Source organism: Polaribacter pacificus, assembly GCF_038024035.1.
GTDB classification, from domain to species: Bacteria; Bacteroidota; Bacteroidia; order Flavobacteriales; family Flavobacteriaceae; genus Polaribacter; species Polaribacter pacificus.
In genome coordinates, this window is record NZ_CP150664.1 from 2,164,761 (window position 1) to 2,179,762 (window position 15,002).

The 15,002-nt window shown below is 35.8% G+C and carries 15 protein-coding genes; 2 read left to right on the forward strand and 13 right to left on the reverse strand.

What is annotated here, in order from left to right; genetic code table 11:
* Position 1: 1 nt before the first annotated feature.
* The 3 genes from arsS to WHC90_RS09840 all read right to left on the reverse strand — a co-directional run bounded on the left by arsS (position 2) and on the right by WHC90_RS09840 (position 2,373).
* Positions 2-1,051 carry an arsenosugar biosynthesis radical SAM (seleno)protein ArsS gene (gene arsS / locus WHC90_RS09830; protein WP_188598300.1) on the reverse strand — a complete coding sequence of 350 codons (1,050 nt, stop codon included), beginning with the start codon at positions 1,049-1,051 and terminating at the stop codon, positions 2-4.
* A gap of 132 nt (positions 1,052-1,183) precedes the next feature.
* Positions 1,184-1,519, reverse strand: a complete 336-nt coding sequence (locus WHC90_RS09835; RefSeq protein ID WP_188598301.1) for an arsenosugar biosynthesis-associated peroxidase-like protein — start codon at positions 1,517-1,519, stop codon at positions 1,184-1,186.
* Positions 1,520-1,671: 152 nt separating this feature from the next.
* Positions 1,672-2,373 (reverse strand): queuosine precursor transporter, encoded by a 702-nt coding sequence (locus WHC90_RS09840; RefSeq protein ID WP_188598302.1) that lies wholly within the window; start codon positions 2,371-2,373, stop codon positions 1,672-1,674.
* Positions 2,374-2,451: 78 nt separating this feature from the next.
* On the opposite strand from WHC90_RS09840, the gene fabD reads away from it, so the two are divergent.
* Entirely contained in the window at positions 2,452-3,333 is an 882-nt protein-coding gene (gene fabD, locus WHC90_RS09845) for an ACP S-malonyltransferase (protein WP_188598303.1), read from the forward strand.
* A 48-nt stretch (positions 3,334-3,381) separates the two neighbouring features.
* On the opposite strand, the gene WHC90_RS09850 is transcribed toward fabD, so the two are convergent.
* From WHC90_RS09850 to WHC90_RS09865, 4 genes are all read right to left on the reverse strand, one after another.
* Positions 3,382-3,576, reverse strand: a complete 195-nt coding sequence (locus WHC90_RS09850; RefSeq protein ID WP_188598304.1) for a hypothetical protein — start codon at positions 3,574-3,576, stop codon at positions 3,382-3,384.
* 275 nt (positions 3,577-3,851) lie between these two features.
* Complete coding sequence (gene corA, locus WHC90_RS09855) at positions 3,852-4,916, reverse strand: magnesium/cobalt transporter CorA (protein ID WP_188598305.1); 1,065 nt, start codon at positions 4,914-4,916, stop codon at positions 3,852-3,854.
* A gap of 78 nt (positions 4,917-4,994) precedes the next feature.
* A complete protein-coding gene (gene galE, locus WHC90_RS09860; protein WP_188598306.1) occupies positions 4,995-6,008 on the reverse strand; it encodes a UDP-glucose 4-epimerase GalE in 1,014 nt (337 codons plus the stop codon).
* A gap of 11 nt (positions 6,009-6,019) precedes the next feature.
* On the reverse strand, positions 6,020-7,168 hold the full coding sequence (locus tag WHC90_RS09865; protein WP_188598307.1) for a DegT/DnrJ/EryC1/StrS family aminotransferase: 1,149 nt from the start codon (positions 7,166-7,168) through the stop codon (positions 6,020-6,022).
* A gap of 74 nt (positions 7,169-7,242) precedes the next feature.
* On the opposite strand from WHC90_RS09865, the gene WHC90_RS09870 reads away from it, so the two are divergent.
* Positions 7,243-9,624: a penicillin acylase family protein gene (locus WHC90_RS09870; RefSeq protein ID WP_188598308.1), complete on the forward strand. Its 2,382-nt coding sequence runs from the start codon at positions 7,243-7,245 to the stop codon at positions 9,622-9,624.
* 8 nt (positions 9,625-9,632) lie between these two features.
* Here WHC90_RS09870 and WHC90_RS09875 read toward each other — a convergent pair whose 3' ends face one another.
* The 6 genes from WHC90_RS09875 to WHC90_RS09900 are packed head-to-tail and all read right to left on the reverse strand — an operon-like array spanning position 9,633 to position 14,893.
* Positions 9,633-10,367: a nitroreductase family protein gene (locus tag WHC90_RS09875; RefSeq protein ID WP_188598309.1), complete on the reverse strand. Its 735-nt coding sequence runs from the start codon at positions 10,365-10,367 to the stop codon at positions 9,633-9,635.
* A gap of 9 nt (positions 10,368-10,376) precedes the next feature.
* On the reverse strand, positions 10,377-11,753 hold the full coding sequence (locus tag WHC90_RS09880; protein ID WP_188598310.1) for an aldehyde dehydrogenase: 1,377 nt from the start codon (positions 11,751-11,753) through the stop codon (positions 10,377-10,379).
* 3 nt (positions 11,754-11,756) lie between these two features.
* On the reverse strand, positions 11,757-12,788 hold the full coding sequence (locus WHC90_RS09885) for an alkane 1-monooxygenase (protein ID WP_188598311.1): 1,032 nt from the start codon (positions 12,786-12,788) through the stop codon (positions 11,757-11,759).
* A gap of 33 nt (positions 12,789-12,821) precedes the next feature.
* Positions 12,822-13,508: an RluA family pseudouridine synthase gene (locus WHC90_RS09890; RefSeq protein WP_188598312.1), complete on the reverse strand. Its 687-nt coding sequence runs from the start codon at positions 13,506-13,508 to the stop codon at positions 12,822-12,824.
* Between the two features lie 6 nt (positions 13,509-13,514).
* Positions 13,515-14,126 (reverse strand): ribosome biogenesis GTP-binding protein YihA/YsxC, encoded by a 612-nt coding sequence (yihA, locus tag WHC90_RS09895; protein ID WP_188598313.1) that lies wholly within the window; start codon positions 14,124-14,126, stop codon positions 13,515-13,517.
* Positions 14,127-14,128: 2 nt separating this feature from the next.
* Positions 14,129-14,893 carry an alpha/beta fold hydrolase gene (locus tag WHC90_RS09900; RefSeq protein WP_188598314.1) on the reverse strand — a complete coding sequence of 255 codons (765 nt, stop codon included), beginning with the start codon at positions 14,891-14,893 and terminating at the stop codon, positions 14,129-14,131.
* Positions 14,894-15,002: the final 109 nt, after the last annotated feature.

The window sequence follows — 15,002 nt, forward strand, 5'->3', positions numbered from 1 at the left end:
ATTAAGCCACGACTCCTTGACAGCTACTTCCTGCGCCAGCAGTACATCCATAGCAATGTTGATGAATTCGAATCTCTCTATTTTCTAAGAGTTTTTCATTGTATTCAGAGATGTGTTGACTACTGCTTTGTACCTTAAGTTCTAACATTTGGTTAAAATCACAATCGTATAAATAACCATCCCAACTTACAGACAGCGTATTTGTACACATTACATTAGCAACAGCCTCTGGATTATAGGCGTCTACCAATGCGTGCATATAGTCCTCGTAGTTTTCTGAAGCGATTAAATAATCTAAAAAGCGACTAATTGGCAAGTTTGTAATGGCAAAAAGTGAATGAAAATGAATGTCAAAATCTTCTTGAAAAGCCTTCTTAAAATCCTTTTCTAAAGCCTCTTGATTACCTGGTAAAAAAGCACCTGATGGATTGTAAACTAGATCTAGTTTTAAAGAACTTCCAGGCAAGCCGTAGCCAACCTTATTAAGTTCTTGCAGCGCTTCTATAGATTTGTTAAAAACACCTTCACCTCTTTGTTTGTCTGTTTTGCCTCTTGTCCAATGTGGCATAGAACTCACTAAATGAATTTTATGAGTTTTAAAAAATTGCGGCAGGTCATGGTATTTTTTATTGGCTCTAAGAATGGTTAAGTTAGAGCGAACGATGATGTCTTGAACTCCAAACTTGACAGCCTCTTCTACAAACCATCTAAAATGTGGGTTCATTTCTGGAGCTCCTCCAGTAAGGTCTAATGTATGTACGGTCGTTTTTTTGATCAGATCCAAGCATAGTTTCATGGTCTCAACCGTCATGATTTCTTTTCTGTCTGGACCAGCATCTACATGGCAGTGAGCGCAAACCTGATTGCACATATACCCCAAGTTTATTTGTAGAATTTCAAGCTTTTTAGGTTTGATTGGAAATTGCTGTGTTTCCTGTATCTTTTGAGCAAATGTTGGCAATTCTGTTTTAAAAATTCCATTGGATAAAATTTCTAATTGACGCTTTGTATTTGCTAAACTATTATTTGTAGCTGATAGTGATTTTTTCATTCTATGCTGAGCTTGTTTCAGTCTCTTTTTTTAAGCTAAACTTAATTCAGCTTCTTTTTTCTATTCTAGATCCCTACTTTCGTGGGAATAAGCGATTCACACAATTTTGTAAAAACAAAATTGGTTCTCTGCTTACATTTCTAATTTGTTTACCTTATTCATCATCTGTACCCCATGAACTAAAGTCGCTCCGCTTTTTATGGCAGCGCCAACATGAACAGCTTCCATCATTTCTTCTTTGGTGATCCCGCGTTCTAATCCGTCTTTTGTATAGGCATCAATACAGTATGGACATTGTTCTGTGTGTGCTACGGCTAGTGCAATCAAACTTTTTTCACGAGCTGTTAGAGCACCTTCTTCAAATACTTTGGCGTAATAATCAAAAAACTTTTCTCCTAGTTCTTTACTCCAATCTGTGATGTTCCCAAATTTTCGTAAATCGGCTGCATCATAATAAGGTTTTGACATATATTCTGGATATTTTTAAAAGAATAAAGGTACAGTTTCTACCAGTTAAAACAAAGGCGAACCCTTGTTCTAAGAACAGTATTTTTTTACGATTATCCTCAGATTATTGATTTAGACGAGACAGAAGTTGATAGTTTACAAGATTGGTTCATTTAATCTGCTATTTCTTCTCCCATTTTAAGATTGAATTTTTTACGGAAAGCATATACAGCTAAGTAGAGCAAAGGAGTGTCTATCAGGGCAATCATCATTTTAAAAATAACTCCACTAATAAAGAGCCCTAAGAATTTATCCCAAGCAATAATTCCAAACGAACAAAGCAATAACAACACACTAAGTGTGTCTATAATTTGAGAGCTAAAGGTAGAAAAGTTATTGCGCAACCAAAGGTGTTTGCCCTTGGTGTAGTTTTTCCAAAAATGATAGACTCTAATGTCTATAAATTGTGCTGATAAATAGGCGAGCATTGAGGCAAAGACAGCTAGCGGAGCAGCGCCAAAAACTTGAACAAAGGTATTGTCGTTAATTTGTGACCAAGGTGTTGCTGGGACTGCTTTTGAGACATAAATGATTAGCAAAGAGAAAAATGAGGCAAAAATACCAGCGATTACAACTTGGTTTGCTTTTTTCTTTCCGTATATTTCTGATAGAATATCGGTAATTAAAAAAGTAATTGGGTAGGGCAATAAGCCAACAGAAATTTCAAACAATTTTACATCAAAAAGAGTTATGTCAAAGGGATACCAGTAAAAAAATTTTTGAAAAATTAGATTAGATGTCACCAAAGAGGCTATAAAAAGAGAAGCCAAAATTAAGTAGATAAGTTGGGCTGATGATTTTTGCTGAGCAGTCATTAAACGAAGTTAGTAATTTCTGTTGACTTTAAAAATTAGTATCTTTGCGCAGACAAACAATGAATTAAAAACAAATAAATGAAAGCATATATTTTTCCTGGACAAGGAGCTCAATTTACAGGAATGGGATTGGATTTGTATGAACAATCAACCATTGCACAAGAACTATTTGAACAGGCTAATAAAATTTTAGGCTTTGCGATTACAGACATCATGTTTGAAGGTACTGCAGAGCAATTAAAAGAAACCAAAGTAACTCAACCAGCTGTGTTTTTGCATTCTGTTATTTTAGCAAAAGTCTTGGGTGATTCATTTCAACCCGAAATGGTTGCGGGACATTCACTTGGAGAGCTGTCTGCTTTGGTTGCCAATGGTGTACTTACTTTTGAAGACGGGTTAAGACTTGTTTCTAAAAGAGCCATGGCTATGCAAAAGGCCTGTGAATTACAAGCTTCAACAATGGCTGCGGTAATCGGTTTAGAGGATACTTTGGTAGAAGAAACCTGTGCATCGATTGCTGGTGTTGTGGTAGCTGCAAATTACAACTGCCCTGGGCAATTGGTAATTTCTGGTGAGTTAAAAGCAGTAGAAGAGGCTTGTGAAATTTTAAAAGAAAAAGGTGCTAAAATGGCAATCATTTTACCAGTAGGTGGAGCCTTTCATTCACCGTTAATGGAGCCAGCAAGAGAAGAGTTGGCAGCAGCTATTGAGGCAACAGTATTTAGTGAGCCTACTTGCCCAGTATATCAAAATGTTACAGCCAGTGCAGTAACTGATCCTGCAGAAATAAAGAAAAACTTAATGATTCAATTAACGGCTCCAGTAAAATGGACGCAATCTATTCAGCAGATGATTTCTGATGGAGCTACAGAATTTGTAGAAGTTGGACCGGGGAAGGTTTTACAAGGCTTAATGCGAAAAATTGATAGAAGCGTGACATCTAGTGGTGCAGCTATTTAATTTTTTCTATACGATAAAAAAAATCCCGCTAAACTTAGCGGGATTTTTTTATTTGGTTAAAACACAGTCTTCACAGTCTTTTACTTTTCCGTAATAAGTTTCTCTGTATTTGTGAATAGTTTCTAAAGGAACAATGTTTAGAAGTGTTTTTTTAATGTAAGTTACATTGGTGTGAAGTTCTCCCATTTTTGGAGTAAACCTTTTTTCTAAACGTGTTTTTCTTTTAATTGTAATCAGTTTCATGGAGTCTAGTATCATTTAATTAATATGCTACAAAGATACGGAGATGACCTGCTCATGTCAATTTATAAACGTTAAAACCTTTTTTTTCAAGGGATTAATGTCAAATTGCAAAAACCAACCTAGATGTTTTACGAATATATCAACAATAATGCGCTTCTGTTGAAGTATCAAAATCAAAAAAACGGCTTTTTTTGATGAAAAACTGCAAAAAATCATTAAAAACATGCAAAAAAAGCTTAAAAACTGTCAAAAATGACGCTTTTTTAGATTTTTTCTTAAAACCACTTTTTCTTTTTGAAGTAAATAAGCATGACGATGGTAATTAAAACCATTACGCCCAGCATGATAAAGTAGCTATACTTATAATGAAGCTCTGGCAATACATCAAAATTGGTCCCGTAGATGCCCGCAATAAAAGTAAGCGGAATAAAAATCACCGAAAAAACAGTTAAAAACCTCATGATTTCATTCAACTTGGTACTCACTGTTGTGTGATATATATTTAATTGATCCGATAAAATTTCGCGATAACTATCAGAAATTTCTGAGGCATGATCAATATTGTTCTGCAGTTCTTTAAAATGGACACTGTTCTTAGGATTGATAAAATCAGAATCAATTTTTGCTAGAGTTAGCAGCATTTCTCTAACAGGATGTATGTGTTTTCGTAAAAAATTTAATTCTCTTTTATGAACATTAATACTGTCTATAATTCTTTTTTCTGTATTGTGAAGCAGGTTGTCTTCTAGGCTCTCTATTTTTTCTCCTAAAATACTTAGAATGTAAATATAGTTGTCAATCACAACATCAAGTAAAGCAAAAAGTAAATAATCAGGTCCTGATGTTATTAGGCGCTTTTTTTGTTTTCGAATCCGATCTCTTACGGGTTCAAAGACATCTCCTTTTTTTTCTTGAAAAGAAATAAGTACTGTTTTGGTAAGAATCAAGCTTAGGTTTTCAAAAGAAATCAAGTGACTTTCATTATCAACTTGAAGCATTTTAAGAGAGACAAATAGGCAATTGTCATACTCTTGGACCTTTGGTCTTACATGGGTGTCCATGACATCGGCAAGAATAAAATTATCCAACGCAAAGCCCCCTGCAATTTTACGCATTACATCAATAGTGTCTAAGCCATCAACATTAAACCATGTGGTTGTTTTTTTTTCTTGATAAGCTATGGCTTCTTCTACCGTATTGATTTGTATTTCTTCTAAATTATTTTTGTCATAATCAATAATTCGAAGCGTTACATGATCAGTTTTTTTATCTCCTACAAATATAAAGTCATCTGGAGAAGCACCAATTTCACGGTGATGTTTTCTAATAAATCTAGCCATAGGTGCTGCTTAACGAGTAAAAAAGATTAAAGATGCTTGCTGAAAGATAGTATTTTTTAATGAAAAAAAACGGTCATCTTATTGTTTTAATTGCCAGGCCCAAGCAGAAGAAAGTGCTTCTTCAAGGCTCTTCTCTGTTTTCCATTGAAGTTCTGCATTTGCAAGTGTGGTATCTGCATAGGCAGAAATCACATCTCCTTCACGTCTGTCGACAATCTTATAATTGAGCTTTTGATTGCTCACTTTTTCAAAAGATTTAATGACTTCTAAAACAGAAGATCCAGTTCCTGTTCCAATATTAAAATACTCAAAATTTTCTTTGTTTCTCCTATCAAGTAGGCGTTCTAAAGCAGCAATATGTGCTTTTGCAAGATCAACTACGTGAATATAATCTCTAATTGCAGTGCCATCAGGTGTTGGATAATCATTCCCGAAAACCGATAATTCTTTTCTGATTCCAGCTGCAGTTTGAGTGATAAATGGGATTAAGTTCTGTGGAATTCCGAGCGGTAATTCTCCAATTTTAGCAGTTGGATGTGCTCCAATAGGATTAAAATATCGCAGTGCAATGGCGTTTAAATCATATGCGCTACAACTTTCTTTAATGATTTCTTCACCAATCTGCTTTGTGTTTCCATAAGGAGATTCTGCCGGCTTATTAGGAGCATTTTCAGTAATAGGTAATTCATCTGCTTGTCCATAAACTGTACAAGAAGAGCTAAAAATAAAGCAATCCAACCCTTTTTGTTTCATTTCTTGAAGAATATAGACCAAACACCCGATATTGTTTTCATAATAAGCCAAAGGCTCCTGAACACTTTCTCCAACAGCTTTATAGGCAGCAAAATGAATTATTCCATCTACCTTATTCATTTCAAAAAAAGCAGAAACCTGAGCCTTGTCTCTTAAATCAATTTGAAAAAAATGTGGACGAATTCCTGTAATTGAAGTTATCTGATCAAGTACCTCTATTCGAGTATTTGATAAATTGTCGATGATGAGCACCTCAAAGCCTGATTGCTGTAATTCAACTACGGTATGCGACCCTATAAAACCAAGTCCTCCGGTTACAAGTATTTTTTTTACTTCCATTTTTTAATAAGTTAAGAAATGAAATCTAAAATAGTTTCTGTTATATATGCCAATTGCTCGTTGTCTAATTCTGTGTGCATTGGCAATGAGATGACCTCTTCTATTAACAGGTTGGTTACAGGGAAGTCTTTTTCATTATAACGGTCATCTACATAGGCTTTTTGCTTGTGTAAAGGCACAGGATAATAAATGGCATTTGGAATGTTTTTTGCAAGCAAATGCTTGTGCAATTCATCTCTTTTTCCATTTGTAATTCTCAGTGTATACTGATGGAAAACATGGCAGTTACAGGTGTCGCAAATGTCACCACAACTCGATGATTTAGGTGTAATAATATGCTCATTTGTAGAAAAAGCTTCATTGTAGAATTTAGCAGCCGTTCTACGTGCTTCGCAATAGGCATCTAAGAAAGGTAATTTTGCTTTTAACACTCCTGCTTGAATGCTGTCTAAACGAGAATTTACTCCAACTACATCATGGTAATAACGGGTGTACATTCCGTGATTTACGATTCCTCTAAGCGTATGAGCAAGTGCATCGTCGTTGGTGAAGATTGCGCCACCATCACCATAACATCCAAGGTTTTTAGAAGGGAAAAATGAAGTAGTCCCAACATTTCCGATAGTTCCAGCTTTCATTTTGGTTCCGTTAGAAAAAGTGTAATCGGCTCCAATTGCTTGTGCATTGTCTTCTATAACAAATAAATTGTGTTCTTTGGCAATTTCTAAAATGGCTTCCATATTAGCACATTGACCAAATAAATGTACAGGAACAATGGCTTTGGTTTTTGAAGTAATGGCCCTTTTTAAAGCTTCAATATCCATATTAAAGCTGTCAATTTCTACATCAACCAAGACCGGAGTTAATTTTAACAAACCAATGACTTCTACGGTAGCGGCAAAAGTAAAATCTGCAGTGATTACTTCATCCCCTTGCTCTAAATTTAAGCCCATCATTGCTATCTGCAATGCATCGGTACCGTTGGCACATGGTATTACGTGTTTTACATTGAGGTATTTTTCTAAATCGGCTTGAAACTCATGAACCAATGGTCCATTAATATATGTAGAACTGTCTAAAACTTCTTTGATTGAGGCATCAACAGTTTCTTTTATGTGTTGGTATTGACCTTGAAGGTCAACCATTTGTATTTTTTTCATGAAATTGAATTTTCGTAACAACAAAAATACAAATTTAATTTCTGTTATCTTTGAAGAAAATCAAACACAAATTCATGAAGTTGTTAAAGAAAATCCTAAAAATTGTTGCTGTTTTTTTAATTCTAAGCGTTTTAGGGCTTTGGCTGTTTAGCAGAACGTTACATCCAAAATATGAAGGGAATTTAGAACTTCAAAATATCTCCGAAGAGGTAAAAGTATACTATGATGAAGTAGGAGTGCCGCATATTTCTGCTCAAAATCAACAGGATGCTTATACGGCATTAGGTTATGTTCATGCCCAAGATCGCCTTTGGCAAATGGAGCTGATAAGAAGAATCGCAGCAGGTAGATTATCAGAAGTATTTGGTAAGGATTTATTGCAAACCGATGTGTTTTTTTCGGGCTTGGGAATTGAAGAGAATGCAGCCAAAACCATTAGAGAACTCGATACAAGTTCTAAGGCATATCAATTAACCATGGCTTATTTAAATGGAATCAATCAATTTATTAATGAAGGACCAACGCCAATAGAATTTTACTTAGTAGGGTTAAAAAAAGAACAATACACAATTAAAGATGTATACAATGTGTTTGGATATATGGCCTTTAGTTTTGCTGCTGCTCATAAAATAGATCCATTGCTAACTGAGATTAAAGAAAAACTAGGAGAAGATTATTTACAAGATATAAGCGGTCCTAAAGTGATAAATACCACACTCATTCACAATCAAAAAAATGCTGAAATCACCTCTGAATTAGCTTCTTCACTTCAGGAAATGTATAAAAAACTACCAGTTTCACCATTTATCGGTAGTAATTCATGGGTGCTTGGAGCTGAAAAAACTAAAAAAGGAAAAGTCATTTTTGCCAATGATCCACATATTGGATTTGCACAGCCTGCTGTTTGGTATCAATCACATATAAAAACTCCAGACTATGAAATGTATGGTTTTAATTTGGCCTTGACCCCTTTTCCGTTATTAGGACACAACAGAAGTTATGCTTATGGGTTGACCATGTTTGAAAATGACGATATCGATTTTTATTTTGAACAAAACAATCCAAACAATCCTTTAGAGTACAAAACCGCAGATGGTTATAAAAAATATGCCATCTTAGATAAAAAAATTAAAATTAAAGACGCTAAAGACACGGTCTATCAAATTAAAGTGAGTAAACACGGACCTGTTATGAATGATCTAATTGATTTTATTCATGAAGAAAGACCTATGGCCATGCAATGGGTTTACACCAAGATTAACAATCAATTGTTAGAGGTAGCTTATGAGTTGTCTCATGCAGAATCTTTAAGTGATTTTAAAGAGGGAGCTAGTAAATTACATGCGCCAGGTTTAAATATTATGTACGGAGATGCCAAAGACAATATTGCTTGGTTTGCTTCAGGAGCATTGTATGAGCATGGCAGAAAACTGAATACCAAGACCATTTTAGATGGGGCATCTGGAACGGATGAAATAACCAGTTATTTTGATTTTGAAGAAAATCCTCAGGCGATAAATCCAAGTTGGAATTATGTGTATTCTGCTAACAATCAGCCTGACAGTATAAAAAACGGCTTCTATCCGGGATATTATTTGCCAGAGGATCGAGCAAAAAGAATTGTTGAATTACTTGAGGCAAAAAATGATTTTACCAAAGAGGATGTTGCAGCGATGCTTTATGATGTGACCTCTGCTAGCACACCTGTTTTAATATCTGATTTAGAAAAATCGATTGATAAAAATTCTCTGTCTGCGAGTGAGCGAAAAAGTTTACAGATTTTAAAATATTGGGATGGGTTTTATGGAAAATCCAGTCTTGCGCCAACAATTTACAACCGTTTTTTATATGAGTTTTTAGTAGGGACTTTCAAAGATGAGTTGGGGGTTAGTTTTGATCAATTTATCAATACGCCATTTCAGGACAAGGCAGTTGCGCTATTGGCAGCAAAAGAGAAGTCAGTTTGGTGGGATGATATTAGTACTAAAAACACCAAAGAAAACAAAGGGCAAATTACTACCAAAGCCTTTCAGCAAGCCATTGCTTTTTTACAGAAACAATTGGGTGAAAACATCGATGATTGGACTTGGGATCGTGTAATTTCTGTTGAGTATAATCATCCGATGGGCAAGGTGGCAGCCTTGCGATCAATTTTTAATGTAGGGCCTTTTAAAACTCGAGGAGGTAATGAGGTGATCAACAATCAAATATTTAATTTGGATGCAAGCGGTGTTTACCAAATAACGGCAGGTCCATCATCCCGAAGAGTAATTGATTTTTCAGATGTAGAAAACAGTTTAGGAATCCTTCCGACTGGGCAATCTGGAAATATTTTTAGCGATCATTATAAGGATCAAGCACAAAAGTACTTAGAAGGAAAGTTTGTGCCGATGAAACTAAATCAAAAAGAAATTAAAGATTCTGGAAGTTTGTTGCTCTTTAAGCCAAAAGAGTAAGTAAAGAGTTATTTAACCTCTCGATACACCTCTTCAAATGGAATTCTAAAGCGTTCTCCGTAAACTCCTTCTGGTTTGCGGATTCCGCAGGATACAATCATAGTAATTTCTGCGCTTCTTGGCAAGCCCAATAAACGCTTAACACGCCAAGTATCAGAACCTTCCATAGGGCAAGTGTCATAACCGATTGCGGCCATGCTAATCATAAAATTTTGAGCAGCAAGTCCTGCTGTTTTATGAGCAACGATGCGCATGTCTTTTTGCCGCACTTCTCTATAAATGGGTTTAAAAATTCCAATAATCAAGATGATAAGGTATTTAATCCATCCAAAGAGACCAAAAAAATCTACATAGGTAAACGGAATCAATTTGCTGTAATAGTTTTTTGCAAACTGCTCTCTACTGCTAGGTTTACTCCCAGGGCTTTTGGGGTAGAGACTGTCTATATGTGCTAGATTGGCTTTGGCTCGTTTTCTCCATAGATCTTTTCTAGCCACAAAGACAACGAGCTGTTGCGCTGTTTTTGCAGCATTTTGATTAAAGCACAAAGGGCTTATTTTTTCTATCATACTTTTAGAAGTAATGTGATAGAATTCCCAAAGTTGGAGATTGCTACTCGTTGGAGCAAGACTCGCCTGTTGAATGCATTTTTTAACAAGAGCAGTGTCTAGTGGTTTTTCAGGGTCATACACCCGGACAGATCGTCTGTATTCTATAGCTGCTGAAACTGTTTTTTCTTCCATGGTGAGTGTTTATGAGAACAAGTTCATAAATTTTTTTAATAGGGCTACTTTGCCTTTGTATGGGGCGTATCTTACCGGAACATCAAGCCAATTGTAACGATGAACCATGCCCTTGTGGTGAGAAAATAAATCAAAAGTACGCTTGCCGTGATAGTTGCCAATACCACTTTCTCCGACACCTCCAAAAGGCAATCTCGAATTGGCAAAATGTACCGTTGTGTCATTAATCGTTCCACCGCCAAAAGAAAAATTTCGAATGATTTGTTTGGCGAAGGCAGTTCTTTTTGTAAAGACGTAAAGAGCTAATGGTTTTTCATATCGAAGAATTAGAGCCTCCAATTCCGCCTCATCCTTGTATGTTAGTACGGGTGATATTGGGCCGAAAATCTCCCCTTTCATTACTTCACTGTCCATGGATGGGTTGTCAATTAAAGTAGGGGCTATGTATAAAGTTTCTTTGTCTGTGTTTCCTCCAACTAGTATTTTTTCATTGCTAAGCATATTGGCTAAACGATCAAAATTCTTCTCGTTTACAATTCTTGGATAGTCTTTAGATTCTTGTGGGTTTAGGCCGTAAGCTTTGGTAACTTCTTCTTGAAAACAACGTACAAACTCATCTTTAACCTTTTTATGTATGATTAAATAATCGGGTGCGATACAGGTTTGACCAGCATTAATACATTTACCCCAAACGATTCTTTTAGCAGCTAAAGCAATGGCAGCTGTGTCATCTATAATACATGGATTTTTACCTCCTAACTCAAGTGTGATAGGAGTTAGGTGTTTAGCTGCAGCTTTGGCGATAATTTTACCAACCTGTACACTTCCTGTAAAAAAGATATAATCCCAACGCTCTTCAAGCAGCGCTGTAGAAACTTCAACACCTCCTTCTACCACAGCAACTAGTTGGGAAGCAAAAACAGCTTCGATAATTTCTTTGGTTATTTTACTGGTGTGAGGAGTTAATTCAGAAGGTTTTAATACCACTGTGTTCCCAGCAGCAATAGCTCCAATTAAAGGGACTAAGGCTAGTTGATATGGATAATTCCAAGGAGAAATAACCAAGACTGCTCCGTAAGGTTCTTTGTAGATTTTACTCGATGATGGAAAATTTAATAATGCGGGAAATACTCTTTTTGGTTTTGCCCAAGAACGGAGGTTTTTTATGCTTGATTTAAGTTCCGATATCACAATCGAAGTTTCTGTCATGACACTCTCGTACTCTGACTTTTTAAAGTCTTTATGAAGGGCAGAAATGATGTCTTGCTCTTTTTCTTGAACTGCGACCAATAGTTTTTTTAAGAGACTGATTCTAAAGTCCAGATTTTTTGTTTGCTGACTCTTAAAGAAATGCTTTTGTTCTTGTACTAATTTAGGAATGTCCATAGATTAAAAGGCTTGTATTTTTTTGTTCATAAATTTAAACCATAAAGGCGGAATCAATGCTAAAAGCATCATTCCGGGGTAGCCAGTGGGCATTTGTGGGCTTTCTGGAACTGAGTTTAATAATTGATAATGCTTGCTTCCATTATAGTGATGGTCAGAGTGTCTTGATAAATTAAAAAGCATCAGGCGTCCTAAGACATGATCTGAATTCCAAGAATGGGTTCGTTTTACTCGCTCATAACGACCGTTCTCTTTTTGCTTTCTCAAGAGTCCGTAATGCTCAATATAGTTGACTGTTTCTAATAAAAGTATGCCAACCATACTGGCCAAGATAAAAGCGGCTAAAACAAAAGTTCCGTAAAAGGCAAAGATAGCGCTCAATAAGGTTATTGAGCAGAGCGTGTAAATGACCATTCTGTTTTGTGGGTGAAACCAGTGGCGTCCGCTATTTTGCAATCGGGCATTTTCTAGCTGCCAAGCTTGGAGATAACTAGTGGTATGTGAGCGAATCCAAAAAAGATATAAGGGCTCGTTAAGTCGTGCAGTGGCAGCGTCTTTTGGAGTGGCTACATTATTGTGATGTCCTGCATTGTGGTAGGGTAAGAAATGAGTGTTTAAAGAGGTAAGCAGTAAAAGTTCTCCTAAAAACTCATCAAAACGATTGTTGCGATGCCCTAATTCATGACCCACATTAATACCGAGAACTCCACACATTAAACCCATGCCAAAAACTCTGCCAATATAAGTGCTTGTTGTTAGTTGGGTTTCTTGAATTACGGTAAAAAACCACGCTAAAAAAAAGAGCTGAATAGGGATGGTTAGGTATAGTATGTAGGTGTAGATTTTATTTTCTTTTTCTTTACTAGCCGTTTCTTTGTCAAAATTTTTAGCATTCGGAGGAAAGGCGTATTCTAAAATAGGAAGCAATCCAAAAAAAAGGAATACAGGTAAATAGCTAATCCAGCCATTTGTGGTAAAAGCAATGCCAACACTTAAAGGTAACAGTAAAAAAGAAAGGTATTTTATGCTTTTCATAAATGAAACAAATAGGTCTCAATGTACGAAAAATTATTGACAAGAATTCCAGATGACATCTTGAGGAACAGGAGCTGTTAGGCTTATTTGTTCTTTGCTAACAGGATGGGTAAAATTAATTCTACGAGCGTGTAAGTGGATGCTTCCATCTTTATTACTCCTGTTAAAACCGTATTTTAAATCGCCCTTAATTGGAGATCCAATTGCAGAGAGTTGTGCTCTAATTTGATGATGTCTTCCCGTCTCTAAATCAACTTCTAAAAGGCTGTAATTATCTAATTTTTTAATGCATTTGTAATGCAAAACAGCTCTTTTGCTGCTTTCAATTTCTTTGCCGTAAACAGTGGATTTGTTATTTTTTGGGTTCTTTTTCAGAAAATTAATGAGTGTGTCTTCTTGCTTTTTTGGAGCGTTTTTAACAACTGCCCAATAGGTTTTTTGTATGCTTTTTTCACGAAGCATTTTGTTAAGTCGCTCTAAAGCTTTTGATGTTTTTGCAAAAATAATAATGCCAGAGGTGGGTCTGTCTAGGCGATGTACAACGCCTAAAAAAACATTGCCGGGCTTTTGGTGTTTGTCTTTGATATAAGCCTTGACAACATCACTTAGAGGTGTATCACCAGTTTTATCTCCTTGAGAGATGTCTCCAGGGCGTTTGTTGATAATAATTAAGTGATTGTCTTCCAATAAAATTTGTAAATTTTCTTTGGATGATTGCATGGCTTTTTATTTAAATTCTTCTGCCATGTCTGCATTTACACCGTCAATAAAATCTAAGAATTCTTTACGTCCAAGACCTGTTGATGAAGAGGTGAGAAATGACATGGGTGCAGTTTCCCAAGTGGCTAATAATTTCTTTTTATAAGAGACAATTTGCTTGTTTAGTTTTGAGCTTCCTAGTTTGTCTGCTTTGGTAAAAACGATGCAAAAAGGAATGCCCTTTTCTCCTAAAAAGCGCATAAAATCTAAATCGATTTTTTGCGGATCATGTCTGCTATCTACCAGAACAAAGGTGCAGACCAATTGCTCTCTTTGAATAAAATAATCCTCAATAAATTTTTGAAAACCAGCACGCATTTTTTTAGAAACTTTAGCGTATCCATACCCAGGTAAATCCACTAAAAACCAACTGTCGTTAATTTTAAAATGATTAATCAATTGGGTTTTACCGGGTGTTCCTGATATTTTAGCCAAGTCTTTTCGTTCCATCAACATGTTGATCAACGAAGATTTCCCTACGTTAGATCTGCCTATAAAAGCGTATTCTGGGATTCTTTCTGTAGGACACTTGTACACATCAGTATTACTGATGATAAAATCTGCCGATTTAATTTTCATGGTTATAGGTTTCTTTCCTTAAGCCAATTTTCTAGAATTTCGTTAAATTTTTCTGGAGTTTCCATCATGGCCGCATGACCACATTTATCAATCCAAAATAAATCAGAATCTGGTAAAAGCTTGTTAAAATCAATAGCAACCTCTGGCGGGGTTACCTTGTCTTGTTTTCCCCAGATTAAACAGGTTGGTTGCTGCATGGTAGGCAGGTCATTTGCCATATTATGACGGATAGCGCTTTTGGCAATTGATAAAGTTCTAATTAATGAATTTCGATCATTAATCACCACGTAAACATCGTCAATAAGTTCTTCTGTTGCTATAGAAGGATCGTAAAAAACATCTTGTGCTTTTTTGGTTACATAACCGCGATCACCTCTTTTAGGGTAGCTATCTCCCATTGAGTTTTCATACAAACCAGAGCTTCCTGTTAAAACCAAAGCAGCTACTTTATCTGGGTAGTGTTTGGTAAAATACAAGCCTATATGCCCTCCTAAAGAATTGCCCAATAAGACAACTTTATCTAGTTTTTTATAGGTGATAAAACTGTGTAGAAATTTCGTTAAATTTTTAACGTTTGTTTTTAATAAAGGCAATGAATACAAAGGGAGTTCGGGGATTAAAACCTTATATCCTTTTGCGGAAAAATGGTCAAAGGTGCTGTCAAAATTACTTAGTGCGCCCATAAGACCGTGCAAAATAATTATTGCTTGTCCCTCTCCGGCTTCTGCATAGGTAAAGTTGCCTTCTGTTTTTAATGTTTTCGTCATTGTCTATTTCATTTGACTTAAGCGCAAATGTAGTTTTTTTTTGTTACATATCCATTTTTAATGAATTCTCAATTTCAAGGGATTTAGATGGTAGATAGTCAATCATTTA